Annotated in this window: 22 protein-coding genes and 2 pseudogenes; 14 read left to right on the top strand and 10 right to left on the bottom strand. The window is 48.2% G+C overall.

What is annotated here, in order from left to right; genetic code table 11:
• Positions 1-468: 468 nt before the first annotated feature.
• The gene (acnB, locus tag GL2_RS20060; RefSeq protein ID WP_172621261.1) at positions 469-3,084 is read right to left on the bottom strand and encodes a bifunctional aconitate hydratase 2/2-methylisocitrate dehydratase; all 2,616 of its coding nucleotides are present in this window, start codon (positions 3,082-3,084) and stop codon (positions 469-471) included.
• Positions 3,085-3,394: 310 nt separating this feature from the next.
• Here acnB and GL2_RS20055 point away from each other — a divergent pair, with 310 nt between their 5' ends.
• A complete protein-coding gene (locus GL2_RS20055; RefSeq protein ID WP_143732504.1) occupies positions 3,395-3,850 on the top strand; it encodes a DUF1289 domain-containing protein in 456 nt (151 codons plus the stop codon).
• Between the two features lie 48 nt (positions 3,851-3,898).
• On the opposite strand, the gene GL2_RS20050 is transcribed toward GL2_RS20055, so the two are convergent.
• Positions 3,899-4,834 carry a hypothetical protein gene (locus GL2_RS20050; RefSeq protein ID WP_143732503.1) on the bottom strand — a complete coding sequence of 312 codons (936 nt, stop codon included), beginning with the start codon at positions 4,832-4,834 and terminating at the stop codon, positions 3,899-3,901.
• 226 nt (positions 4,835-5,060) lie between these two features.
• Here GL2_RS20050 and GL2_RS20045 point away from each other — a divergent pair, with 226 nt between their 5' ends.
• The gene (locus GL2_RS20045; RefSeq protein ID WP_143732502.1) at positions 5,061-5,687 is read left to right on the top strand and encodes a tRNA-(ms[2]io[6]A)-hydroxylase; all 627 of its coding nucleotides are present in this window, start codon (positions 5,061-5,063) and stop codon (positions 5,685-5,687) included.
• A 3-nt stretch (positions 5,688-5,690) separates the two neighbouring features.
• Here the strand turns inward: GL2_RS20045 and GL2_RS20040 are convergent, their stop codons facing one another.
• The gene (locus GL2_RS20040) at positions 5,691-5,951 is read right to left on the bottom strand and encodes a DUF3081 family protein (protein ID WP_143732501.1); all 261 of its coding nucleotides are present in this window, start codon (positions 5,949-5,951) and stop codon (positions 5,691-5,693) included.
• A gap of 79 nt (positions 5,952-6,030) precedes the next feature.
• Between GL2_RS20040 and GL2_RS20035 the strand changes: the two genes are divergently transcribed.
• The 7 genes from GL2_RS20035 to GL2_RS20005 all read left to right on the top strand — a co-directional run bounded on the left by GL2_RS20035 (position 6,031) and on the right by GL2_RS20005 (position 9,993).
• Complete coding sequence (locus tag GL2_RS20035) at positions 6,031-6,492, top strand: DUF3429 domain-containing protein (protein ID WP_143732500.1); 462 nt, start codon at positions 6,031-6,033, stop codon at positions 6,490-6,492.
• Between the two features lie 191 nt (positions 6,493-6,683).
• Positions 6,684-6,908, top strand: a complete 225-nt coding sequence (locus GL2_RS20030) for a hypothetical protein (protein ID WP_143732499.1) — start codon at positions 6,684-6,686, stop codon at positions 6,906-6,908.
• Between the two features lie 834 nt (positions 6,909-7,742).
• Positions 7,743-8,126 carry a hypothetical protein gene (locus GL2_RS20025; protein ID WP_143732498.1) on the top strand — a complete coding sequence of 128 codons (384 nt, stop codon included), beginning with the start codon at positions 7,743-7,745 and terminating at the stop codon, positions 8,124-8,126.
• A 10-nt stretch (positions 8,127-8,136) separates the two neighbouring features.
• Positions 8,137-8,598, top strand: coding sequence for a hypothetical protein (locus tag GL2_RS20020; RefSeq protein WP_143732497.1), 462 nt, complete (start codon positions 8,137-8,139; stop codon positions 8,596-8,598).
• 151 nt (positions 8,599-8,749) lie between these two features.
• The gene (locus GL2_RS20015) at positions 8,750-9,031 is read left to right on the top strand and encodes a barstar family protein (RefSeq protein ID WP_143732496.1); all 282 of its coding nucleotides are present in this window, start codon (positions 8,750-8,752) and stop codon (positions 9,029-9,031) included.
• A gap of 116 nt (positions 9,032-9,147) precedes the next feature.
• On the top strand, positions 9,148-9,543 hold the full coding sequence (locus GL2_RS20010) for a VOC family protein (protein ID WP_143732495.1): 396 nt from the start codon (positions 9,148-9,150) through the stop codon (positions 9,541-9,543).
• Between the two features lie 120 nt (positions 9,544-9,663).
• Positions 9,664-9,993 (top strand): hypothetical protein, encoded by a 330-nt coding sequence (locus GL2_RS20005; protein ID WP_143732494.1) that lies wholly within the window; start codon positions 9,664-9,666, stop codon positions 9,991-9,993.
• 14 nt (positions 9,994-10,007) lie between these two features.
• On the opposite strand, the gene GL2_RS20000 is transcribed toward GL2_RS20005, so the two are convergent.
• Entirely contained in the window at positions 10,008-10,970 is a 963-nt protein-coding gene (locus GL2_RS20000; RefSeq protein ID WP_143732493.1) for an IS110 family transposase, read from the bottom strand.
• A gap of 314 nt (positions 10,971-11,284) precedes the next feature.
• On the opposite strand from GL2_RS20000, the gene GL2_RS19995 reads away from it, so the two are divergent.
• The 3 genes from GL2_RS19995 to GL2_RS19985 all read left to right on the top strand — a co-directional run bounded on the left by GL2_RS19995 (position 11,285) and on the right by GL2_RS19985 (position 13,068).
• Positions 11,285-11,620: a hypothetical protein gene (locus GL2_RS19995; protein WP_143732492.1), complete on the top strand. Its 336-nt coding sequence runs from the start codon at positions 11,285-11,287 to the stop codon at positions 11,618-11,620.
• A 120-nt stretch (positions 11,621-11,740) separates the two neighbouring features.
• Entirely contained in the window at positions 11,741-12,109 is a 369-nt protein-coding gene (locus GL2_RS19990) for a hypothetical protein (RefSeq protein ID WP_143732491.1), read from the top strand.
• A gap of 104 nt (positions 12,110-12,213) precedes the next feature.
• Positions 12,214-13,068, top strand: coding sequence for a hypothetical protein (locus GL2_RS19985; protein ID WP_143732490.1), 855 nt, complete (start codon positions 12,214-12,216; stop codon positions 13,066-13,068).
• 28 nt (positions 13,069-13,096) lie between these two features.
• Here the strand turns inward: GL2_RS19985 and GL2_RS22510 are convergent.
• Positions 13,097-13,222: pseudogene (locus GL2_RS22510) on the bottom strand (IS110 family transposase); the annotation flags it as partial.
• Between the two features lie 76 nt (positions 13,223-13,298).
• Positions 13,299-13,401: pseudogene (locus tag GL2_RS22505) on the bottom strand (IS110 family transposase); the annotation flags it as partial.
• Between the two features lie 310 nt (positions 13,402-13,711).
• Here GL2_RS22505 and GL2_RS19975 point away from each other — a divergent pair.
• Complete coding sequence (locus GL2_RS19975) at positions 13,712-16,753, top strand: TonB-dependent receptor (protein WP_143732489.1); 3,042 nt, start codon at positions 13,712-13,714, stop codon at positions 16,751-16,753.
• A gap of 524 nt (positions 16,754-17,277) precedes the next feature.
• Here GL2_RS19975 and GL2_RS19970 read toward each other — a convergent pair.
• Complete coding sequence (locus GL2_RS19970) at positions 17,278-17,739, bottom strand: hypothetical protein (protein ID WP_143732488.1); 462 nt, start codon at positions 17,737-17,739, stop codon at positions 17,278-17,280.
• Positions 17,740-18,813: 1,074 nt separating this feature from the next.
• Between GL2_RS19970 and GL2_RS19965 the strand changes: the two genes are divergently transcribed.
• Positions 18,814-19,275: a YpsA SLOG family protein gene (locus tag GL2_RS19965; protein WP_172621219.1), complete on the top strand. Its 462-nt coding sequence runs from the start codon at positions 18,814-18,816 to the stop codon at positions 19,273-19,275.
• Position 19,276: 1 nt separating this feature from the next.
• Here the strand turns inward: GL2_RS19965 and adiC are convergent, their stop codons facing one another.
• From adiC to GL2_RS19950, 3 genes are all read right to left on the bottom strand, one after another.
• Entirely contained in the window at positions 19,277-20,713 is a 1,437-nt protein-coding gene (adiC, locus tag GL2_RS19960) for an arginine/agmatine antiporter (protein WP_232053694.1), read from the bottom strand.
• Positions 20,714-20,778: 65 nt separating this feature from the next.
• On the bottom strand, positions 20,779-23,085 hold the full coding sequence (locus GL2_RS19955) for an Orn/Lys/Arg decarboxylase N-terminal domain-containing protein (RefSeq protein ID WP_143732485.1): 2,307 nt from the start codon (positions 23,083-23,085) through the stop codon (positions 20,779-20,781).
• A gap of 94 nt (positions 23,086-23,179) precedes the next feature.
• Positions 23,180-24,892, bottom strand: a complete 1,713-nt coding sequence (locus GL2_RS19950; protein ID WP_143732484.1) for a thiamine pyrophosphate-dependent enzyme — start codon at positions 24,890-24,892, stop codon at positions 23,180-23,182.
• Positions 24,893-24,895: the final 3 nt, after the last annotated feature.

The raw sequence follows: 24,895 nt of genomic DNA, 5'->3' as shown, positions 1-24,895 counted from the left end.
AAAGCACCAATAAGCTACTACCAGCTGGCCGAGAACGAATGATACTAGATTTATTGCTGAGAAAAGCCGAGCCCACCCACCAGCGACGGACATTTTCTTAGGTAATCAACTACGTGGCAGAGGTGCCCTATGACAAGATCAAGTAAATTAAACATAACTACTCGTGAGCAATACCCTGAGGAGTGTAAACTGGATGCCCTAACACTGGCGGACAATGCGTGCGTAAGTGTTGCCACTAAATAGCAAGGATTGCTCTTTTCCTGGTTTACGGAAGGGAAGTCATGCGAAGTTGCAACAATACCGAGGGGTTTTGTAGACCACTTCAGGCTGGCTTAAAGTTAGAAATACAGGCTGTAGACATGTAGAAGTTGCAGAATAATAGAGAGTGTAAATTAAAAATTTGACTCCCCCAGCAATAAAAAAGCCCCACCAAAATGGCGGGGCTTTTCCTTGAGGCCGAGCTACTGCTTAAACAGCAACGTCCTGGATCTCAGTCGCGGCAATACGCTTGCCTTCTTCGGCAGATTTCTGGAAGTCTTCAATCTGGTCGAAGTTCAGGTAGCGGTAAATTTCGCTGGACATGGAGTCCAGGTTCTTGGCGAACTCCTGGTATTCCGCGGGAGTAGGCAGTTTGCCCAGAATGGCACCCACTGAAGCCAGTTCAGCAGAAGTCAGGTACACATTTGCACCGTCACCCAGGCGGTTGGGGAAGTTGCGGGTGGAGGTGGACAGCACAGTGCTGTTCGGAGCCACACGCGCCTGGTTACCCATGCACAGTGAGCATCCGGGCATTTCGGTGCGGGCACCGGCTGCGCCGTAGATGTTGTAGTAGCCTTCTTCCATCAGCTGGTGCTCATCCATCTTGGTGGGAGGAGCGATCCACATGCGGGTGGAGATACCACCTTTATGTTCCTGAAGCAGCTTACCGGCAGCGCGGAAGTGACCGATGTTGGTCATACAGGAACCGATAAATACCTCGTCCACTTTGTCGCCAGCGACGTCGGACAGCAGGCGTGCGTCGTCCGGGTCGTTCGGCGCACATACAATCGGCTCTTTAATTTCAGCCAGGTCGATTTCGATTACTTCGAGGTACTCGGCATCGGCGTCGGCTTCCATCAATTTCGGATTGGCCAGCCACTCTTCCATGGCGCGCGCGCGGCGTTCCAGGGTGCGCTTGGAGCCGTAACCTTCGGCGATCATCCAGCGCAACAGGGTGACGTTGGAGCGCAGATACTCGGCCATGGTCTCTTCAGACAGCTTGATAGTACAACCAGCTGCGGAGCGTTCGGCAGAGGCATCGGATAGCTCAAATGCCTGTTCTACCGTCAGGTCTTCCAGACCTTCGATCTCAAGGATGCGGCCGGAGAAGATGTTCTTTTTACCTTTCTTCTCTACAGTCAGCAGGCCCTGCTTGATCGCGTAGAGAGGTATGGCGTGTACCAGGTCGCGCAGGGTAATGCCGGCCTGCATCTCGCCCTTGAAGCGTACCAATACCGACTCAGGCATATCCAGTGGCATAACGCCGGTGGCAGCGGCGAAGGCTACCAGGCCGGAACCCGCCGGGAAGGAGATACCCATAGGGAAGCGGGTGTGGGAGTCACCACCGGTACCTACGGTGTCCGGCAGCAGCATGCGGTTTAGCCAGCTGTGGATGATGCCATCCGCCGGGCGCAGGGAAACGCCGCCGCGGTTCATAATAAAGTCTGGCAGTTTGTGCTGGGTATCGATGTCGACAGGCTTCGGATAAGCGGCGGTGTGACAGAAAGACTGCATCACCAGGTCGGCAGAGAAGCCCAGGCAAGCCAGGTCTTTCAGTTCATCACGGGTCATGGGGCCAGTGGTGTCCTGGGAGCCCACGGTAGTCATTTTCGGTTCGCAGTAGGTGCCCGGGCGGATACCTTCAACGCCGCAGGCCTTGCCAACCATCTTCTGAGCCAGGGTGTAGCCCTTACCAGTGTCAGCGGGCTGCTCTGGCTTGCGGAACAGGTCGGAAACGGGCAGGCCGAGGGACTCACGTGCCTTGGTGGTCAGACCGCGACCGATAATCAGGTTGATACGTCCACCAGCTTGAACTTCGTCCAGCAGTACGTCGGACTTCAGTTCGAATTCAGACAGTACCTTGCCATCTTCAGCCAGGATCTTACCGTCGTAAGGGCGGATTTCGATAATGTCGCCCATGCCCAGGTCATCAACGGGGGCTTCGAATACCAGTGCGCCGGCGTCTTCCATGGTGTTGTAGAAGATAGGAGCGACTTTACCGCCGATACAAATACCGCCACCCTTCTTGTTGGGTACGCCGGGCATTTCTTCACCAAAGTACCACAACACAGAGTTGGTTGCGGATTTGCGTGAGGAACCGGTACCCACTACGTCGCCAACGAAAGCAACGGGCAGGCCCTTGGCTTTAACTTCTTCGATCTGTTTCAGTGGGCCGGTAACGCCAGCTTCTTCCGGCTCCAGGCCGTCGCGCTTCATCTTATACATGGCCAGCGCGTGCAAGGGGATGTCTGGGCGGGACCAGGCATCGGGGGCCGGGGACAGGTCGTCGGTGTTGGTTTCGCCGGTTACCTTGAATACGGCAACTTTGATGCTCTCGGGCACCTTGTCACGCTTGGTGAACCACTCGGCGTCGGCCCAGGACTGGATAACCGCTTTTGCGTGTTCGTTGCCGGCTTTGGCTTTCTCTTCCACGTCGTGGAAGGCGTCGAACATCAGCAGGGTACCTTTCAGCTGCTCTGCAGCCAGCTCAGCCAGCTCTTTGTCGTCCAGCATTTCAACCAAGGTGTGGATGTTGTAGCCGCCCAGCATCTGGCCCAGCAGCTCTACAGCGTGCTTGCGGTCGATCAGCGGGGATTCCGCCTCGCCTTTAATAATGGCGGACAGGAAACCGGCCTTAACATAAGCCGCTTCGTCAACACCCGGCGGTACGCGGTGAGTGAGCAGCTCAACTAATTCTTGTTCTTCGCCTTTTGGCGGATTTTTCAGCAGCTCAACCAGGCCAGCTACTTGCTCGGCGTCGAGCGGCTTCGGTGGGATGCCCTGTTCGGCGCGTTCTGCGACGTGTTTGCGATAGGCTTCAAGCACGGATAAGTCCCTCTCGGTGTGTGGAGTGGCACCAACAGCAGGTGTAATTCCCAGTCTATGCACCACGGGCTGCTGGGATTTTTTTTTCGAGGCCGCTGAAGGCGGGTGGCGAATACTACAGGAAAGCCTTACAGCTGTTAAGTTTATCGAAAAATCAATAATTTAAGTGAATTACGACTATTAATGAGGTGAATTTTAGTAGGTTTGGCAGTAAGTGCTTTGGCACTTTTCTTGCCGCCCGAAACAAAATAGTCTACGCGCAACTTTAATCCCGGCCATTGGGGCTTGGATGCCTGGAACTGGTTAATCGATGTACAAAAAAGTCCGCACGCCCTGTATCGGGGTCTGCTCAACGGGAATTGGTGACGATGTCTGCCGGGGCTGTAAGCGATTCGCCCACGAGGTAATCGACTGGAATGCCTATACCGAAGAGCAGCGCCGTATTATTGCCGAGCGACGTGAGGCCTATTTGGTTAATGCAGTGCGTAGCCAGCTGGAGATCGTTGACGAAGAGCAGTTACTGGCACAACTCCACCACCAGCAAATCCGTTTTGATGACAGCCAGAATGCCTACTGCTGGGTTTTCGAATTACTGCGCGCGGGTGCAAGCCAAATTAATGAGTTGCGGGAGTATGGCCTGAATCCCACTGTGCAGGCGCGTGGTGTTCCATTGGTAGAGGTGCGCAGGCGTATTGATGAGGATTTTTATGCCTTATCGGTTGCTTACTACCAGCGTTTTGTTGTGCCCGGCCTGATTAAGAGCTGACATGGTGGAGTAGGGCGATAAGGCGTCAGTTATTTTGTTGTCTGGCGGCTAACGCTGCTGCCGCAGGAATACCCTGAGCGCAGGTAGAAATGCCTCGGTAGAAAGTGCCAGGTCCCGCCTTTGACGGCGCCGGCTCAGGCTGGGCTGGTGGTCCACACGGGTAAATTCCGGCAGTTGCCCGGCCGCATCTCCCTCCACCAGGATTGGCATCGATGAATAACCAACCTGGTGATATTCGTCTTCCTCACTGGCTTCATGCCCGAAGAAAATTTCTGCGACCTGGAGATTGGGGCGACTCTGTATTTGTACCTGGCGCAGGTCGCCCTGTTGGCGCTTGTGCAAACCTGCAAGTAATTGTCGCTGGTATTGAATGCCTGGGTCGGAACCCAGTGGGTCCAGTTGCACCAGTTTCTTTTCACACCATTTAACACTCACTTTACGAATGGACTTGCGCGCCTTGATCCAGGAGAGGGTAATGGCATCGGGTCGCTGGGGGCAGAGCAGTACCAGCCGGTAGCACTGACGCAGATGGGCGCGGGGGAAGCCGGCATCTGCCAAAACCTCCCGCACAGTGCGATCTCGCTCTGCGACTGGTCGCTCCCCAAGCGCAGAGCGGAAATCAGTGATAGCTGCACTGAAGCTCTCCTTGTGAGCGTTGAGTTGTTGCGCCAGGCCCAATGTTTTTTGAGGTACCGCAAGAAGCCCGGGAAGCTGCAGGGTTGCACGGGCATCACTGCCTGAACCCAGCGGCTCAACGTAGTCCAGTTGAGCATAGAGGGCACCGGCCAGTGAAAATGGCCGCTCGAAACTTTGCCCCAGGGTCTCGGCCGTATCCTGGGCGAACTGGGGTTGCAGCAAGTAATGCTGCCAGGGCTTGCCCGCGTTCTGCAGCTGCTCAAGTGAGTCGCGAAGCCCACTTGCGCTGTTATGGAGCTGCTCCAGTAATGGGGCTATTGCCCGTGCCAATTCGCGGTGATCTTCCATAGATATCGTTTTATGGGGGATAGGAAAGATTTATATTAATTCACTTAATAAACCGTTATCAACAGAAGCCACTATAGCTAGCTCCTGTTCGTGCTCTCCGTCAGGACGACCAACGGTCAACAGAAGTGGGGGGAGGTGGTCGATTGAAGGTATAGGCCTGCCTTTCTTTGAGCGGGCGGCTATAATCCTGCGCCAAGTGATCTACTCCAGTTGAAGTATCTATCCTATGAGTGCCCAAGTCCCCGATCTTTCCGCTATCCACGAATTCCTGCTTTGCTCAACTCCAGATGCCTGGATTAAAGCGGCGCTGGAAGAGCCTGCAATGATGTTGGTGGATCACGCAAATTGTGAGAAGAAGGCAGCGGGCACAGCGCTCAATCTGATGTTTCGTTACCTGAATGACTTCGAATTGCTGAACAAGATGTCGCGTCTGGCTCGCGAAGAGTTACGCCACTTTGAGCAAGTTCTGGCCATAATGGAAAAACGCGGTATCGCTTACCCCCACGTGAGCGCTTCCCGCTATGCCGCAAGCCTGCGCGCAGAAGTGCGTACCAATGAGCCGGGTCGCCTGGTAGATACCCTGATTTGTGGTGCGATTATTGAGGCGCGCTCCTGTGAGCGCTTTGCCAAGATTGCTCCCCATCTGGACGAGGAGTTGCAGAAGTTTTACCTGTCCCTGCTGAAGTCCGAGGCCCGACATTTCCGCGACTACCTGCACCTTGCAAGGAAAGCGGCTGGTGAAGATATTGAGGCCCGTGTGCAGGCACTATTGGAAGTAGAGAGGGGTCTGGTACAGGGTAGTGATGGCGAGTTTCGCTTTCACAGTGGGGTCCCGAAGCAGAGTGATCGCTGACATTTAATCCTTGTCGAGGCTGGCTATCAGCTTAATAAACTCCCCAAGGTCTTTGCTGTTTTCGTAGTCCACGGAGTACTTGTTGTGGAAAAAGACGGTGAGTTTTACCTTGGGGGAGTTGATGAAAACTGTATAACCATCAAAGTCTGTACTCATCGTTAACCCCTGGAAATGCCATCCATCAGCCTCTTTCTGCCCCTCTTTGGTGGCCCGGTCGAATACCCGCAGTGCCTGTTTGACGTCGACTTTGTGTTCTTCACCCATAACTCTGATCTCGTGCCGCTAAACTTGTTGTTCTGATGTCGGAAATTTCCTATCGGGCTGAACAGGAAGCTTAGACAACATGGATAGTCATAGCTATCAGCAACCTGTGGTCGATACCCGCCTGTTTGACGCCCTGGCGTACTTGGGTCTTATACCTTTTGTTGTAGGGATATTACTGCAGTTGCTGGATGTATCGCTGTTGGGTATTGGTGGACGCCTGTTCTTTTCTGCTTATAGTGTGGTTATTCTCAGTTTCCTCTGCGGTATATGGTGGGGTGGGGCGCTCAATCGCCCAAGTCATCCACACCGGCTTGCCCTGGTGCTCCTCAGCAACCTGGTCGCCTTGTTTGGGTGGGTAGGAATGCTGCTCTACGAAACTGCTTGGGGGCTTCCTATCTTGGCTATCGGGTTTGCTTTTATCGCCTGGATGGAAGCGCGTTTGAACCCGAATCTTCCCGGACGCGAGCAGTATTTTCGTACTCGCAACAGGGTGACCTGGCTGGTTATCGGGTGCCACCTGATTATGATGGGAGTGCTTTAGGCATCGGCAGTCTGGGTTGCGGTGATATGTCTAATTTATAACCTGTGTTAGCAAACAGAGGTTTTCTGCTTATGGCTGGGACAAAGTCCTAAAATATTCCCCAGCTGGGTGAATACTTTGTCCCCAGGGATGAAAATGCCCTGATCGAATTATTTGGGCGGGATGTTAGTCGGCGAGTTATAGCGCGTTTTGTGAAACTTCAGGATGAGGGGTATCAGCGCTGTATTGAGGTAAAGAAAGGGCGTATTTATCGTACGGACAAGCTACTGCTGGATAGCTACTCCAGGAAAATAAAAGAAGAGGAAATCCTGGATTGCAAAGTACTGCTGGCCAGAGAGGAGTTTGGTCCGCTTGCCCAGGCTCACCGTATAGAGCCTCTCAAAGAGACCCAACGTCTTCGGTTTCGAATTCCATAATTCCGGGGCCATACCTTTTCATTAACAAGGAACAGACTTGCTCAATCCTCTTGGTCAACCCCAAATGCATAAAGATCTGCAATCAGTCCATATGGCGAGATATGCATGGAGTGGTGGTATAGGCGTGTTGTTCTGTTAAATACGCCTAGAGCTGGTTTTATATACAGTTTCTCAAAACGTATGACCAAATGCGAGCTGGAATTTCGGTCATCGTGATCGTTATTTTGAAAGGTTTTGCAAATATGCCAGAAAAATCATTAAATACAATGAGTTACGTAAAGTGGTATATTCCGGGATAGTGGTCTCGGTGACCGTTTTTCCATGTTGTACCCTCGTATCAAGTTTGTGTAAGTGTATGATTTTGAGGTGATTCAAGGAGTTCTGACATGGAATTGCTTCTGAAATAGTAATCAGGATAATAGTGGTCATGGTGATCACTATATAAATGTTATTGTGGCGGTCGGATTTATTGATTTTTCGTGGTAGCTGAAGGTTTAGTGCCACTAAATAGCAGCCAGTATTGAGCAATTTTTGCTGGTTGCAATTCAAGCAGTTTCATTCCTAGAGTGTTTGCTCAGGCGCAGTAGAAACCGGCAGTCCGCTGAAAATTCGCGGAGTGCCAATTAGATAGGAATTGGTTGGGGGAAGTGCGGTATTCTTCCCTCTTAAATATTGGGCAGGGGCCAGCCAAGCTGTGGTTGGCAAAGTGCCAGTAGGTAGTCCTGAGCGCGCCAGCCATAACCAGGCTAGTCAAGCTCGCCCAGCCCCTTCGGGGCCGGGCTGGACAGCCTACGCTCCGCTTCGGCTGCCCTTGCTAGCAACGTTAAGTTTCCTATGAGTAGAGCTATCATATTAATCGTCATTGTCTTATTCCCAAATATTGTTTGGGCAACCTCTTTTGCGTGCGGCAAGCCTGAGGTCAAAGAAAATGACGAGCGAATAACATTTGAAAAAATGGAAGGCGACAGTACTGGCGGAACTTATAAAGTGCACTTGCCAAAAATTGAGAAATATAAGCCGTCATTGGTGTGGGCTGTATTTTCGTCTCCTCAAAATAATAGCGCTGGCGCAGCAGAGCTAAAGATTGAAGATAAGGGCGCTACGTATGTAGGTAAATTACTATATGCAGGTAGCATCAGTGTAAAAATCAAGGCCGAATATATCGATGGTTTTGGTTGTAGATTGGCAATCGAGAATGAACAAAACCATAACAAGTAAAGGCAAGTAAATGAAACACCTACTACTTTTAATCGCGTTTATTTCATTTCCTGCTTTTTCATGGGAATGTCCTCAGTTTGGGAATAGTACGGATGTTTCCACGCATTGGCATACAGCTACTGATGTGATATTTGGCCGTGTTAAGAGTGGCTCAATAGTTGAAGATCCCGCTGTAACTTATGATCAAATTTATGAATTTGAGGTCTTTCATACTCTAAAAGGTAAACCTGAAAGTGGAAAATTCAATTTTCAGGTAGAGAAAGGGCCGGGTATAGATGGCTTAGTGATCGGTCAAAGCTATATCTTATTTTTCTATAGTAATTCTAAAAGAATAGATTTTTGTAGTATGCAAATTGAGCTTTCAAGTCACATCAAAGAGCTAGAAGAGCTAAAATTTTCTACCTCTAGAAGTGATGTATGGTACTCGCGACCACTAAAGGAGCTTCTGGACCTGTGGCACGCCCAGCCTTAACAATCACAGGCAGTATGCTACGGCCCTTCGGGCCTCCGCGGGACGGATTACCTTGTGCACATTTTGCGCGGGTCGCTTCGCTCTCATTTTTGCGCAAAAGGCGCACAAGGTAATCCGCCCCTGCAGTGGGCGTTATGTTTCAGAGTGAGTCATGGAGATAACCGTAGACTGGAAGCAAATTGAGTCAGAGGATGATTTCTACAATATATTCCTCTCTCAAGTAAAAGCACCTGATTGGCATGGGCGGAATCTCGATGCACTAATTGATAGTATTGTGACCGGAGATATAAACTCAATTGAGCCTCCCTACACAATACACAATCTTAATACTGGCTTCGCTCCAAGGCACATCACTGAATTTCAGCTCAAAGTGCTGGCCATTTTTAATGAGGGTGTGGTTGAGAATAGGGGCATTAAAGTTGTTAACGAGTAAAAACATAACAAGTTTAGGCAACATCGCCCCTTTGGGGCTGGACCTACATTCCGCGGCATCGCCGCAACATTTCGGCCGTTGCTAAAGTCGTTATGCATTAAAGAAGTGAGGAAGAAGTGAAAGGAATATTCCATTTATCTTTTGTGGCTGACAACTTTGAAACCACCCGAAAATTTTATGAGGAAGTGCTTGGGTGTCGTACCGGTAGGGAAAAAGAGACATGGCTTGATATTCACTTTTTCGGCCACCAACTAACTATCCATAGGAATAATTGCCCATCCGAAGTAAGCCCTATTGATCACTTTGGTGTGATTCTTGATAAAGATGAGTGGCATAATCTTTCTGAAAGAGTTTCCGCAAGTAATACTGGTTATGTTCTTTCGCCAAATGTAATAAAAATAGATACTGAAGCCGAGTCTGGAAAATACATTATAAAAGATCCATCGGGGAACATCCTTGAGTTTAAGTACTACTCAGAGCTGATCCACCCCATGAGCGAGGCCCATGCATAACAAGCAGCGGCAGAGCGACAGCCAACACTACGCACATTTTGTGTTACTCGCTGGCGCTCAAACATTAACACAAAATGCGCTCCGCGCTGGCTGCGCCTGCGCTGGGCGTTATAGGTCAGTATGAACCGGGTTATCGTCGCAAGCATTTCAGTTTTCTTGTCTGCTTGCACTACTACGTATCAAGAAGCTGTTAAATCGCTACTTCAAACTGATTGGATTGAAAGCAATATTGCGTTTGTCCCAACATGGGAGAATCAATCAAAGATTGAAAGAAATGCAGATGCTGACTTGGCTCAATGTTTAGATGTGCTATCAGGGCGCCAAGAAAGTCAGAGCTTTCATAGACAATCGTTAAAGATCTCAACTAACACCAAGAAATTGATGATACTGGATTGTATGGCTAAAAGTGGTTGGCGGCTTGTGCCGAATGAAATCGTGGTCACGAGGTAACCGATAACAAGTGACTATGGTTGCTCGTCAAGCTTTAAAATCATATTTTCATCCCAGTAAGTGTTATTTTTCACCATCGTATTCAGAATGGTAAGTTGCTTTCTCATACATGCAATGAGGGCCGCTTTCTTAGGCTTGCCAGCGTCGACTAAGCGTTTATACATTAGCTTTAATTTAGGATGGCACTGGATGGCCGACATGATGGAAACAAACAGAACTGTGCGTACGCGATGCCTTCCGCCTCGAATATATCTCTTGCCCTGGAAGCTGCCGCTATCTCGGTTCATTGGGGCGATACCAACGAGTGCAGCAATCTCTTTTCGGTTCAGTTTTCCCAATTCAGGTAGTTCGCTCATCAGGGTGTAGGCCAACACATTCCCGACTCCTTTAGCGCTTAACAATAGATCGCGTTTTTGTCGCCATTCGGCAATACTGCTGACGAGCTTATCCAGTTGCTTGTCGATTACTTCTAACTCTTTTTTGATGGCTTTCAATATGGATTGAATAGGTTTGTGTACAGATTTAGGCATTCGCTTGAGACGGTTCTTTTGCATGGTGCTCATCTCCAAGCACTGGCTTCTTACAACCAGTAAATCACTGATATTCCTTAATTTTTCAGGTTTTATCGACGATAGCCTCGGCTTCATTGCCTCCCCAAAGTGAGCAATGTCGACAGCATCCAGCTTGTCAGTTTTGGCGAGTCGCCCCGCTGACTTTGCAAAGTTTCTTACCTGCGAAGGATTGCAAACAACTATCGGCAATCCCGCTTTGTGGGCAGCACAGACAAACTCCAGTTCAAGCCTTCCTGTGGACTCGATAAGTACTCTTTTGGGTTTAAGGGGTTGTAGTTGTTTAATGGCGTCCTTAATACCATCCTTATCATTGGTAACACTAAAGAATTGGCCAGTTGGTCTCACAAAGATATCGAGCTGTTTGCTGCTAGTATCGATACCGACATTGATCTCTTGAGGTTCCATAAGATAAGCTATCTCCGCCTTGCTATTCGGGCTCGAGGCCCACATGACTATTCGAGTTATGCCTAGTGAGTGCTTATCACGTTCATACTTGTTATCGGTCTTTTATGAACCGGCCAGGCAGCGAACTGTGATAAACAAGGCCTTCGGTGGCCGCCGAAGGTGGGTCTCAATTTACCCGTTAGCGAAAAGGATTTTCAACATCAGAATCGGACAAGAACAACCATACAAGTGGGTAATGTTCGTTCCAGCCACTACGTGGCCTCTACCGGACCTACGCTTCGCTCCGGCCGCATACCCAGGGTGTTAAGTTTCACATGAAGAGAAAGCCTAGAATACTGAAAAAACTCTATAGGCACTGGTTGGAGTTGGCGGTTATTGATCTTAGCCAAGATCCTACATGGCGCGAGCGGCTATTTAACTCGGAGTACAATAGCGAACTCCCCATTAATTCAGAAAATTGTGAGGGGTTGTGGAAACCGGCAATCAAAGCCCTTGGTAAGTACGGCCTGGAGTATACGGTTAGTAAGGTTCCAAAAAATCAGGTAGTTGAACCATGGTTGGCAGAGGGTGGTTTAGTGGTGTTTGAGTTCAAAGCTAAAAAATTCCCTGCAGTGCGCATGCAAACAGGTAACAACCCCGATGTCATATAGATCTAACCAAAAACAACCATACAAATCAAAGCACGCGGACTTGGTAAAGCTGTCACCTTTTTCGCTTGCGCAAAAAAGCCGCCAACTTCACCAAGCCGGTGTTTGAGGCGTTAAATGTCTATGAGCATCGAGATTACATCAATAGAAGAAGTCGGGCTACCGAACTATATGGAAACAATCATAGGTACAGAAACCTATGAGAGAGACTCTCCATTGCTAGCTAAGTTAAAGATTTTGGTAAAATCTGAACCTCAAATCGACGATCTGATCTTCGAAATAAGAGAGCAAGGTGACGGGTCTCCCTCTATAGATGAGTATTACGAAGACCAGGTATTTGATGAAGTGCAAAAACTATTGTCCCAAAACCTGAACAAGAAACAAAAAGGTAGGCTCTCAAACGAGCTAATTGGGTTCTTTCAAATGGAAGCTTTCAAGTTTTGGTTAGGGGAAAAATCTATCTTTCCCATTAAGTACAATGAAAACATTTAACAAGTGGCGGCACAATCGCCAGCAAAGCTGGCTGGACCTCCGCACTGCGTGCTCCGGCCTGTACGCCAAGTGTTAGGCAGCGGATAGCAAGTTGCGAAAATTGCATGAAAAACTTAGAGTTTCATATAAAAAATATCGGGAAGGATGTTCCTCATCAGATAAAACTGATTGAGAAAGAGATATCTGGAGGAGATATTTCTAAATCTACTATCGATCGCCTTCAGAATACAGAAAATAAGTATGTATTAACTGTAAGTGGCCTTAGGCAGGACACTTTTGAGTATCTGGTAAGTCAATATGGTAAAAATTTCAGGACAATTAATTTTTGGAAGTGCCCATTAGTTGAAGACCTTTCGCCGATCGAAGATTTGACAAACGTTGAATATATCTCTTATTTTTGGAATCAAAGAGCTACCCGTCTTTGGGATTTCAAAAAGACTCCAAAAATTAAAGGATTTAGCTTCGATGACTTTACAAGGATGAAGTCAATATCAGATCTGGAATATGCTAAAAATTTAGAGGAGCTTGAGTTTGGCGATAAAGTCTGGGTTAAATATAAGCTTGAAACACTCGATCCTATTGCAAAATTAGTAAATCTGAAAAACCTGAATTTTAGTGCAAAAAAAATCGAAGACGGCAGAATCGAACCACTGGGAAGTCTAGCTGGCCTCGAAAGCCTATCTTTCCCTAGTAATTTATTCACAACTGAACAAGTAGCGTGGCTAAAGACTAAGCTTCCAGAAGCAATAGAAGCTAAAGTTCTGAATCCATTCTGGACCATTGATAAGCCGATTGAGATTGGCGGAAAAAATAAAAATACGTTTATTGTAGGGAAACGAAAACCATTTCTGGATTCAGTAATTGATCAGAAACGGATAGAAAAATATACGGTCGGTTTTGAAGATAGAGTCAGGTGGTTTAAAAACAACCCTAGTAAGCTTCCCAGTGATTTTGCCTAACAAGTGACTATGGCTCTTCGTCAATCTTTTAAGCTATATTTTCATCCCAATATGTGTTGTTTTTCACCATGGTATTCAGGATGGTAAGTTGCTTTCTCATACAGGCAATAAGAGCCACTTTTTTGGGTTTGCCAGCGTCGACTAATCGCTTATACATCGGCTAGGATGGCACTGGATAGCCGACATGATAACTGTGCGTACGCGATGCCTTCCGTCTCAAATGTATCGCTTGCCCTGGAAGATGCCGCTATCACGGTTCATTGGGGCGACTCCAACGAGTGCGGCGATTTCTTTACGGTTCAATTTTCCTAGTTCAGCAAGTTCGCTCATCAGTGTATAAGCCAATACATTCCCGGCTTCTTTGACGTTTTTTTCTTCCTTTTAGTGAATTTCACCTTTAGCGGGTTCCTGTAAGTAAGATACGTGCACTGACTAACCATTCAGGCGCGTAAACCAACCTTGAAGGCTTCAATTGTGCCCAATTTTTGTGCGTCACTTAAAAAAACTGAAATCTTATAACTTTTACTTACTTTTTTATCCCCCCTCTTATCATTTTCTTGCGTCCTTAATGTAGTTGGGTCCGAGAGAAGGCAGTTTTTGGCCTTGAAAAAAATAATAGTGAGATAAGAGAGAGAAACTCAGCATGATGATGAGCCTTCGTAAGCAAAAAAAGTTGATTGCTCAAGCAATCCCCTCCGCAAACTCAAGCGACTATTCAACCCCCTGGTACAGTGTGGCGATTGCCTGCCTGGTAATAAACACTGCGCCTATGGCAGCTTTTGCCCAGGAAGAGCAAGCGGACAAGCCCGGTAACTATTCTGGTTCAGCTATTGAAGAAGTTACGGTTACCGCGCAGAAAATTGAGGAAAGTATTCAGGATGTACCCATTGCAGTTTCTGCGCTATCTGGGGATAACATGGATGCTTTAAAGATTGAGGGGGGAAATGAACTGTTGCGGGCCATTCCCAATGTTAACTTCTCCAAAACAAACTTTAGCTCATACAATTTCTCTATTCGAGGGGTGGGTACACAGTCAATTTCCGCCAGTAGTGATCCTGCTGTTGCGGTAAGCTTTAATAATGCCTCTTTAATCAGGAATCGCCTGTTTGAGCAGGAATTTTTTGATGTGCAGCGGGTAGAAGTTCTGCGTGGGCCCCAAGGCACACTATATGGCCGCAACGCCACTGCTGGTGTAGTTAATATGTTACCAGTTATGCCGGAAGATGAATTTGCCTCAGAGATTGAGGTAGAAGTGGGCAATTATAATAGTAAGCGTACCAAGGGTATGTTGAATATACCATTAGGTGAAACCTTGGCCTTCCGTTTTTCTGGTGCCATGACCAAGCGGGATGGCTTCGATTACAATACCTATACTGAAAATGATGTTAACGACCGGGATCTATATTCCACCCGTGCTATTTTTGAATGGACTCCCAGTGATAAATTTAACGCTAATTTAATTTGGCAACACTTTAAGGAAGATGACAAGCGGTCCCGTACCGGAAAGCAGCTTTGTACTACTGATCCCGGTGATGAAATGATTGGGGATACAGAGACAACAAGTCTATCAAAAGGTATGACAAGTCAGGGCTGTTTGCCTGGTTCACTATACAGCGCAGATGCTTTTGATGCACCCAATGGAACGGGGCTCGCCTATATACTTTCAGCAGCGGGGCTGATTGACCCATACCTTTTTGGAGGTAGTTATACAGACTGGAAAGATCCCTACAGCGGTGTAGAGCAGTCGCGAGATTTACGTGAAATATCTACTAGTTTTGACCCAGTATTTCGTGCAGAAAATGACTTGGTACAGCTGAATTTTGAATGGGCTTTATCTGATACCCTCACCTTTTACTCCCAGTCTACCTATGCTAAGGATGATTACTATTCTTCACAGGATTATAATCGGTTTACCACTGGCGCGGTCTTTAATGACCTAGCAGAAGTGGGTGATCAGTGGTCATTGGGCCCCACCCCTGGCGGCATTTATACTGACCCACAACTTGGTCCTTCTGATGGTATTTTGGGAGTGGATATCAGCCGTTCCGAAAATGAACAGTGGAGCCAGGAGTTCCGCTTACAAACGGCTTTTGATGGGCCCTGGAATTTTTCCTTCGGTGCAAATTATCTGAATTTTGAAACCAAGGATGATTATTTTGTCTTTAATAATATGTTCACAATGATTACTGAATATATATATAGTCGGGGAACAGATGAGGATGGCAATAATATTCCGATCAATTGCGTTGACCCCACCACAGATTTAGTTGGGTCAGACTGTATATATATCGACCCTAATTCCCTAGAAAATATTGATGAAATGGGGCACAACTACTTCCTCAGCCGTAACTTAGTAGATACCCGTTCCTGGGCTGTATTTGGGGAGGCATATTGGCAAATCACGGACGATGTAAAACTCACCACAGGCCTGCGGTATACTGATGACGAAAAAACTACCACTCCTGTATCCAGCCAGTTATTACTTGGTACGTATCATGAAGATGGTATTACTGTTCCAGGTAATAGCTCAGGTGGCTATACGCATATGGGATATCCTAAAGGGGAGAAGTTTTCTCAAAGCTGGAAGGAATATACCGGACGAGCGGTGCTGGACTGGCGAACAGATACCCCCTTTACCGATGATACAATGTTCTATGTTTCTTTTGCTCACGGTTATAAAGGAGGCGGCTCCAACCCACCACGGGCGGAGATTGACCCTGCGCGGGTTCAATATCAGCCATTAGACAACACTTTTGAGCCGGAATTTGTAAATTCCCTAGAATTCGGCACCAAGAATGTTTTGCTGGATGGCCGCTTAAACTTAAACGCAACTGCCTTCTATTACGACTATACCGACTACCAAGTTTCCCAGATTGTTGACCGTATCGCATTAAATGAGAACTTTGATGCGGAAAGTATGGGGCTGGAATTGGAGCTCGCCTGGCAGATGACGGATAATACCAGGGTGAATATGAATGTAGGTTACCTGAAAACCCGAGTTGCGGAGGGGGAGGAATCCATAGATGTCATGGATCGTACCCAGGGAAATGAAGATTGGACCGTTCTGCGGCCCTCCTTACAGGTACCCTCCAACTGTATTGCCCCAGTCGAGTATGTTGAAGCTGCTATTGCTGCCTTGGAGCCTTCATTTTTCATGACACCCCTATGGGCATTATGTGCAGGCTCAAGCCAGTGGGGCTCATACTCTGATGCGATTGAAGCTCCCCTAAGATATGATCAAATTTTAGCTCTTTTCGGTTACGACCTACCCCAATATAATCCCCTGACAGATGCTCCCAATGGTGGGCGTGGTTTTGCTGCCGATCTAGGCGGCAATGAACTACCGAACTCCCCTAATTTAACGTTTAATTTAGCTGTGGAGCATGTTATTCCCCTAGCAGATTGGGAACTAGCTTTACGTGCCGATTACTATCGGCAGTCTGAGAGTTATGCACGGGTATATAATACTGAGTATGACCGCTTAAAAGCTTGGGATAACTTCAACGCATCAGCAACCCTAATCCACCCTGCTTCACAATTGCAAATGCAGTTATATGTTAAGAATATCTTTGATGATACTCCTATCACAGGCGCATTTACCAATAGTGACGATTCCGGACTTACCACCAATGTGTTTACTCTGGATCCACGCATTATAGGCTTTAGTTTAAATAAGCGTTTCTGATTTTTATATTCCCAGTGAGACACTAATAGTTCTATAGTGTCTTACTGGGGTTTCAGACTGGTTATACCTGAAAACACCTCCATTTCTAATCTTCTTTTCATTCATATAAATCATCGATCAATCGTATAGCGAGCGGTTGATGATTGTTTGCTGGGGCTGGCCACACACCTCTCAATTGTACATTCTTTTGGGAATACCTATAGTCTCCCTGCATTGTCTTCTTATTAAGACCTAAAGTAACTTTGAGCTGAAAATGCAAGTTTATACAATCTATAGACAAATAGTTTGGTAAAAACTATATATCTGTACATTTGGTATATTATTAACGTGCCGAGTTAATGAAGCGAACGGGTCAACTAATGGCAAGCATATTAAAAAGAGAGGATGAAAAATTTATTCTCGGATAATGATTGATATTTAGAAATAGACATCTTGGGTTTTTTATGAATATACAGATGTGGCAAAGTAGAGTAGCCAGTACTTTCTGACTACTCTACGTTAGATATCAGGCTTTTTGGGACTGCTTAGGGCACAAAGGATGCCTGAGGATTAGTAGAGATAGTGCCGCTTATCTCGCAGTTGGCGCCAGTGCCAACACTTGGCAGTTGCGCTGCATTGAAAGTAAGCTCTCCGGTCGCTTGGTTAAAGTCACCGGTAATATTACCAAAACAATCACCAGTAATGGCGTTAACGTTCACGTTATGCAGGGTGACTGTGTTGTCTGCATTACCTACCAATGTGTACGGCAGTTTGGTAAAAGTAACACTGCCACAAAGGAAGCCACTCAGTGACAGGCTGCCCACCGAGGAATTGCCTGCCGCATCTACAGTAGTACTGCCGGATAGGCCACAATTAAGGTTTATACCTTTTTTTACAGCTATATTACCGACATTGGCCAGGCCTATGGTTCCCTGGGGAGACCAAGTATCAGCAGCGGCGCCGGTGCTGACAATAGTCAGGGCGAGCGCAGTAAGGATCTTTTTCATGTTCATTATTTCCTATTTTTAATAATTAGAACCGGTAGAAGCATGAATACACGGGGTATCCATCCCTTGCGAGTAAAGCATCTACATTAATCATCGCTGGAGAAGCGAAAAGTTGGATTCACTTAAACTGCATTGATATTTAATTCCCAAACCCTCCTATCTCCATTCCTATAAGACGCTTCCCCAACCGATTCGGAGGGATACAAATTTTCTTGTACGTGGTGTTTGATGCCAGTTTTAGGCCATTTTTTTAGATATGGCTAAGCATCGGAAATATTTAGTGTTCTTAGATGCCCATAGATTGCTTAGCGATTTCGATTGCCCCGCCCCCATTCCTTTCGGACACATATATTCCTTCACGGTGAACCAGTAATTATCTGTAACTGCTTGTATTTCTATCTCCACCTGAATATCCTTAACTTCTAGTAGTGTATTTTATGTATTAACTCCAATTCTTAATTTTTTGATAACCCAGCTTTAAGAAACCTTGGAGATTAATGTTTTTGATGAAATGCGGGATGATGGAGGCGAAAGGTATGCACAGAATAGGAAAGAATGAAATACTAACGTATGAATCATATAGCTAAATTGTTTGCTATTTATCAATTTTGTTCTCTGGCACCTGGAGTCAACGCTTTTAACTTAATTTTGCGTCATGCTACCGTTTTTTTGAGAGGATGGTTTCTTAAGGGAATTATTGAATCACTTGATTCTCTCCGATCTCTTTGAGCATTGGATGGTCACCGATTGCTGTTATTACGTTATTTATAGTGATCTAATCCTTGTTTATGCAAAGTCATACAACGAATGCTCAATTGATAAACCAGGATGCTAAAATTTAGTTTGGTTGACGCGAGAGCTATTTGACGCTGTGCCACAAGATCAATAATTCCGGATTAATTGGCAAGGTTTAGAATCATAGTTTAAAGGACTTATCTATGAATACTTTTGCCTGAGATCTTAATATTCACTTTGGTGAATTTTTGGGGCGCTAAAAATCACTATTGTTGTGATGGATAATGTTTTTTAGATATCTTTGGGTTTTATTAAGGTTGAATTAATAGGGGTGGATTATTGTTTTGGCCAAAAATAATTATCAGCGGTGGGCAGACTGGTGCGGATACTGGTGGGCTGGTTGGTGCTCGGCTTGTGGGAATCAAAACTGGAGGATGTGCCCCGCTTGGATACCTGACAGAGGATGGTGCAAATCCGAAGATACTCAAATCTTTTGGGCTGGTGGAACATTGCTCGGCTAGGTATGAAGATCGCACTTTACACAATATTAAAAACTCAGATGCTACTCTGATTTTTGCTACAGATCTAAGTGTGGATGGTACTTTGTTAACTCTTAGATATTGCCAAGCGCTGGAGAAACCTTATCTGCTAGTTGATTTATCCAGTAATTGCGTACTTAAAATTCGTGAGTTTTTAAATATCGTAAAGCCGAATGTCTTGAATGTCGCTGGTAATCGTGAGTCTGCTTCAAAGGGGCTGGCGAATAGGACCGCGGAGATAATCCAACAAGTGTTTCACTGAGTTAAGAGTTCTCACCGGCTTTGTTCTCAGAATGGATTAGCCGTTCGATGGGTTGTGGTGCCCTCAGGCGCAATTGTAAGTCTTTGTATTGTCCAACTGATATCCAGAAAAAAATACACAGTGCACCAATGGTGACTGACAGAGTGAAATAATGTATCCATATAGGCCCGGGACCACCTGGCAGCAGATGTTTTTCTTCTACACTACGCCGGCGGTTTAATATCAATGCATAAAAAATCACGGTGGATATTACAAATATCAGGGACCAACGTGTTTGCTGGGCATTTGATCCAACTAGTGCTACCAGGCAATAAACAGCAGCGATCAGTAAAATAACGGTATATACGCTGTATTGGTGGTGTGGCATTTTGCCATACGCGAGAACCTTGAGTGCTATGGCGGAATAGATATAGGGCAATAAGGTCATAATTACTGCAACCGAAGCAATCTTGCCGAATTGTTGGTTGGCGCTGGGTGATATAGTAGCCAGCACCAGTATCGACATCAGTATGGCAACTATCGTAAGGCCAGCAGATGGCACACCCTTGCTGTTGGTTTTGGCAAAGATGCTGGCGAATAATCCGTCATCGGAAGCGGCTTTAGCAGATTGCCCTACCAAAAGAATCCAACCGCCCAGGGAGCCGATACAGCCTATAGCCGCACAGATTGCAACAACATTTGCTGCAGTATTACCCAAAGCCAGGCGTGCGGCATCGGCAAATGGTGCAGAGGAAGCAAGCAGTTCTTTGTTAGGCACCATCCCCATAATCACCGATGAGCTCAGTACATAAGCCACAGATGCAATCAATACGCCACCCACAGTGGCAATAGGTACATTGCGGCTGGGGTTTTTAACCACAGCGGCGGAAACGGAAGCGGTTTCAACACCGATAAAGGCCCACAGAGTAAAGGTAAGTGTGGTCATCACTGCGCTGACATCGCTCTTGCCGGAGACATTCCACCCCTCGCTAAATATTTGGCTGTCAAACCAGAACCATCCGAATATTGCCGTTCCGAGAATAGGGATCAGTACAAGGCTGGTGGTCAGCGATTGTATCTGCCCCACTGTGCGGGGGCCTAGGATGTTGGCGTAAGTGAGCAGCCAAATCAGGGCTACCTGGGCCAAGGCAAAGGTAAGGGGGTCTTTGAGGGGCGGGAAGAAATGGGTGACATAGCCGAGTCCAGCGGTGATCAGGGCTACATTGCCAATTACATTTGCCAGCCAGTACACGAGGTTGGTCTGGTAGCCGATATAGTCTCCAAATGCTTTGCGTGCGTAGGCGTATGGCCCGCCTGCGGCGGGATCTATGGCGGCGAGTCGCGCAAATACCAGTGCCAAAGAGACTGCACCTACGACCGTTACCAGCCAGCCTATCAGGGAAATGCTGCCGACGACTGCGAGGTTGGCAGGTAGCATAAATACCCCGGAGCCCATCATATTGCCTGCCACCATCAGAGTGGCGGGTAGCAGGCTAATTTTGCTCTCTTCCTTGGTGGACTGGGCTATGGCTCTGCCTCCCCGCGCAAGGCGTAAATATGGTAGTGCCCATCGCGCACCTCTACGCCATGGTTATCATGGCTGAACCCTGGGAACTCGCGATCGAAGGATTCCAGTACTTGTAGGTATTGCAGGGCGGGGCTATCTGTACTGCCAAAATTTTCCCCTGGCATTAAGAGGGGAATACCGGGTGGGTAGGGCGTAACACCGGTTGCCGCGGTGCGCCCGGCCAGCTGGTTGAGCGGCAGCATCTCTACATCACCACGTACCAATGCCTCATAAGCCTGGACTGGGCTGCAGTCGGCACCGGGCAGGGCGGAAAAACCGGCCGACATTGTCGAGGTGCTACGCAGGTCTTTCATACCGGTAAACATTTTATCGGCGAGGTCGCGCAGGCCGATATCGCCATAGGTTGGTTGTTTTGATAATAGGTTTGGCAAGCACTGACTGAGAGGTTGGTTTGCGTCGTAGTCCCGTTTAAAGGCGAGCAGGGCATTCACCAGTGTGCCCCATTTGCCCTTGGTAATGCCGATAGAAAACAGGAACAGAATGGTAAAGTCTGTCGTTTTTTCTACGATGATTCCGAGGTTGTCGAGATATTTGCTGATGATACTGGCCGGTATCCCCCAGTCATCCAGCTCGCCGTTGCGCTGCATACCGGGAGTGGTGATAGAGACCTTGATGGGGTCGAGCATGCAGTAATTTTTTTCCAGGTTGCCGAAACCGTGCCAGGATTCTCCTGGGTCAAGCAGCCAGCATGCGGCCTCTTTACACAGCAGTTCTGCTGGCGCCGCGTGAAATGCATAGTTGTGTCCGCTACTGGGGTCGGTTACTCGATCCGGTTGCCATCCATCAAAAAACCATTCGCCTTTATCCTCGTACTCCCTTTTTAGTCGAGCTAATACCTGGCGAAAAGCTACGGCTTCGGCAATGGATTCTCCGGTTAAAGCGGCGCCGCCAGGACCATCCATCATTGCGGCGCTGATATCGTTGGAGGCCATGATTGAATAGAGCGGAGAGGTTGAAGCGTGCAGCATAAATGCTTCATTAAAGCGTCCGTGTTCAATGGGACTACGGCCATCGCGAATATGGATCATGGATGCTTGCGATAGCGCTGCGAGTAATTTGTGCGTGGACTGGGTGGCGAACTTGGTGGGCTTAAGGCTTGGGTCTGGGTCGTCGCTGTCATACATGGCGAAGCGATCCCGGTAAATGGGATTGAATCGAGCGTATGCATACCAGGCCTCATCGAAATGTAATCTGTCTACGGATTTCCCCAGTAATTCCTCAACCCGCTGTACGTTGTAGCAGAGGCCGTCATATGTAGAATTGGTAATTACCGCGTGCACTGCTCGTTGGCTATCCGCAATGCTGGAAAGCGGATTCTCCTGGATTGTCTGCTCTACTGCGGCCTTGGTCAGTTGTTCCGGCGGAATAGGGCCTATCAAGCCGTAATGATTGCGCAGTGGCACGAGATAGGCGGGTACGGCCCCGGACATGGTGATCGCATGTTCTACTGATTTGTGACAATTGCGATCGCACAGTGCCAGCTGCCCGCGAGTGACTGAAGCCATGACGATCACGCGGTTGGAGGTGGAGGAACCGTTAGTGACATAGTAGGTTCGGTCCGCCCCAAAAACTTTTGCTGCGTAGTGTTCCCCTGCTGCGATAGGGCCGGTGTGATCAAGTAGAGAGCCCAACTCGGTTACAGAGATGGACAGATCTGATCGCAGCATATTCTCGCCAAAGAAATCGTAGAAGGCGCGACCAGCGGGGGATTTTAAAAAAGCTGTGCCGCCGGTGTGGCCCGGAGTGTGCCAGGAGTACTCGTGCACACGGGCGAAATGTGTGAGGGCTGAAAACATCGGCGGCAATACCGCGTGTCGGTAGCGTTCAATGGCACCCTGAATACGCCCGCTGATAAAAGTGGGTGTATCCTCCAGCAGCCAGATAAAATCGTTGGCCAATTCCAGTGCGCGGCGCGGCATATTGCCAACAGTTTCGCGGTCGGCGAGTAAAAATACCGGTAACTGCAGGTTACGCGATCGCAGCTGCTCCAATACGGCCAGAGCAGGATACTCTCCGTTGCCGGGAAGCTCCCAGTTCAGCAGCAGGCATTGTATTGCCGGGTTGGCCCGTAGCATGGCACTGGCATCATCGCTGGAGACGGTGGTAATCAGCTCAATACGACGCAGGGCCAGTTCTTCTTGGAGGCGCGCAGCGGCACGCCCTGGGGCACTGTTGCTGGCGATTTCCCCGCTGGCGAGAAGTGCCAGCGAGTCGGTTGAGACTTTTTCTCCGGGTTTGTGCATGGCTTCCTGCCTGATGGGCGCTCACCTGAAATTGCGGGGAGGGGGCAATAAATGTAATTCCCCTTACCTCCCGAGTTTGCGCGACAATTTCGGACTACTTCAGGAAGTTGTCTTTCAGCAGGTCGACCACTTCATCAGCACGCCCATTGAGAATGGCTTTGAGCCCAAACAGGGCAGTGGAAGATACTTGCTGGGCGGTCACCTCTGGAGGCATTACCAGCTCCAATCGGTTTACCGTAACGTCGAGTAGTGCGGGCCCCTCTGTCGCCAGCCAGCGCTTCATGGCACCTTCTAGCTCTCCAGCTTCCTCGACTTTTTCCCCGGCGATACCGATCACTTCTGCCATGCGGCCGAAGTCGGGATTTTTCAGACCGGTGAAACTGTCCAGTATTCCCTCAATGCGCTGTTCCATTTCTACAAAGCCCAGAGAGTGGTTATTAAATACCAGTAGTTTAAGCGGTATTTTTTCCTGGACCAGAGTTAATAAATCCCCCATCAACATGGTCATGCCACCGTCACCGCACATGGCAATTACCTGGCGGCCAGGGTTGGCTTTAGCCATACCCAACCCCTGTGGGTAGGCGTTGGCCATGGTGCCGTGGGATAGGCTGGTGAGAAATGAACGCTTACCATTGGCACGCAGCTGTCGCAGCAGCCATACCATGGGCGAGCCTCCATCAGCGGTAAATGCAGTGTCCTCATCTGCCAGCTTGTCGAGTGTTTGCGCTACAAATTGGGGGTGAATCAGTTTGGGGTCGGGCTCATGGCCACGCTCCTCCATTTGCTCCACATCTTTCTGGTAACGTACGCGAAGATCATCGAGGAATTTTTTATCTGTGCACGCTTTTAATTTTGGCAACAGGGCCTCTATGGTGGTGCTTACATCGCCCACCAGCCCCATATCTATGGGAGTGCGTCTGCCCAGGTGCGAAGGTTCGATGTCCACTTGGATAATGGTGGCTTTCTCCGGGTAGAACTGGGTGTAGGCAAAGTCATTGCCCAGGCAAAGTAACAGGTCACAGGTTTGGATGGCGCGATAACCTGCAGGGTTGCCGAGGATGCCATTCATACCCACATTGCAGGGGTTGTCATATTCCAGGAATTCTTTGGATTTAGTGGTATGTACTATTGGAGCGGCCAAGTGCTGGCCAAGTTTTACCACCGCATCATGGGCTTTGCGGCAGCCTATACCGCCGTATATTGTGATGTTTTTGGCTTGGTTAATTTTGTCTGCCAGCGCATCCAGCTCCTGATCTGCGGGACGTGTTAACCACTTAGGGCGGTGCACAGACCAGGGAAGCGAATCCTTCACTTTGGTTTTAAACATATCGCCGCTCACCACTACAACCGCAACCCCGTGATGATTGAGCGCTGCCTGGGCGGCTTGACTGACGATGCGGCGGGCCTGATGTGGGTCTGCCAGCACTTCACAGAAGACTGAACACTGTTCGTAGAGTTTTCTCTGGTCGACGTCCTGCGGATAGCCGAGCCCCTGCTCGGCGCGATCGATACAGGAGGCAATCAATAATACTGGCGCACCATTTCTGTGGCTTTCAAAAATGCCATTGATAAAGTGCAGGCTACCGGGGCCAGCGGTGCCGGCACAAACGCTTAATTCACCGCTCAGGTAAGACTCACCTCCCGCGGCGAAAGCGCCCACCTCTTCATGACGTACATGTATCCATTCCAGATCTGAAGTACGTACCGCTGATGTGAAGTGGTTGATGGTATCGCCGACAATCCCGTAGCAGCGCTGGGCTCCGGCTTTCACCAGGGTGTCAACGATAACCTCCGAAACAGTTTTCATGGT

This window comes from Microbulbifer sp. GL-2 (assembly GCF_007183175.1).
Classification (GTDB): domain Bacteria; phylum Pseudomonadota; class Gammaproteobacteria; order Pseudomonadales; family Cellvibrionaceae; genus Microbulbifer.
This window is presented reverse-complemented; position numbering and strand designations above follow the sequence as displayed.

Excerpts from the sequence above, each read along its gene's own strand:
- GL2_RS20015 (WP_143732496.1), top strand. The coding sequence starts at position 8,750 with ATGGAGATAACCGTAGACTGGAAGCAAATTGAGTCAGAGGATGATTTC.
- GL2_RS19970 (WP_143732488.1), bottom strand. The coding sequence starts at position 17,739 with ATGAAAAAGATCCTTACTGCGCTCGCCCTGACTATTGTCAGCACCGGC.
- GL2_RS20050 (WP_143732503.1), bottom strand. The coding sequence starts at position 4,834 with ATGGAAGATCACCGCGAATTGGCACGGGCAATAGCCCCATTACTGGAG.
- GL2_RS20005 (WP_143732494.1), top strand. The coding sequence starts at position 9,664 with ATGAACCGGGTTATCGTCGCAAGCATTTCAGTTTTCTTGTCTGCTTGC.
- GL2_RS20040 (WP_143732501.1), bottom strand. The coding sequence starts at position 5,951 with ATGGGTGAAGAACACAAAGTCGACGTCAAACAGGCACTGCGGGTATTC.
- GL2_RS19995 (WP_143732492.1), top strand. The coding sequence starts at position 11,285 with ATGAAGAGAAAGCCTAGAATACTGAAAAAACTCTATAGGCACTGGTTG.
- GL2_RS20000 (WP_143732493.1), bottom strand. The coding sequence starts at position 10,970 with ATGGAACCTCAAGAGATCAATGTCGGTATCGATACTAGCAGCAAACAG.
- GL2_RS19990 (WP_143732491.1), top strand. The coding sequence starts at position 11,741 with ATGAGCATCGAGATTACATCAATAGAAGAAGTCGGGCTACCGAACTAT.
- adiC (WP_232053694.1), bottom strand. The coding sequence starts at position 20,713 with ATGATGGGCTCCGGGGTATTTATGCTACCTGCCAACCTCGCAGTCGTC.
- GL2_RS19975 (WP_143732489.1), top strand. The coding sequence starts at position 13,712 with ATGATGATGAGCCTTCGTAAGCAAAAAAAGTTGATTGCTCAAGCAATC.
- GL2_RS19985 (WP_143732490.1), top strand. The coding sequence starts at position 12,214 with ATGAAAAACTTAGAGTTTCATATAAAAAATATCGGGAAGGATGTTCCT.
- GL2_RS20035 (WP_143732500.1), top strand. The coding sequence starts at position 6,031 with ATGGATAGTCATAGCTATCAGCAACCTGTGGTCGATACCCGCCTGTTT.
- GL2_RS20025 (WP_143732498.1), top strand. The coding sequence starts at position 7,743 with ATGAGTAGAGCTATCATATTAATCGTCATTGTCTTATTCCCAAATATT.
- GL2_RS19950 (WP_143732484.1), bottom strand. The coding sequence starts at position 24,892 with ATGAAAACTGTTTCGGAGGTTATCGTTGACACCCTGGTGAAAGCCGGA.
- GL2_RS20055 (WP_143732504.1), top strand. The coding sequence starts at position 3,395 with ATGTACAAAAAAGTCCGCACGCCCTGTATCGGGGTCTGCTCAACGGGA.
- GL2_RS20020 (WP_143732497.1), top strand. The coding sequence starts at position 8,137 with ATGAAACACCTACTACTTTTAATCGCGTTTATTTCATTTCCTGCTTTT.
- GL2_RS20045 (WP_143732502.1), top strand. The coding sequence starts at position 5,061 with ATGAGTGCCCAAGTCCCCGATCTTTCCGCTATCCACGAATTCCTGCTT.
- GL2_RS19955 (WP_143732485.1), bottom strand. The coding sequence starts at position 23,085 with ATGCACAAACCCGGAGAAAAAGTCTCAACCGACTCGCTGGCACTTCTC.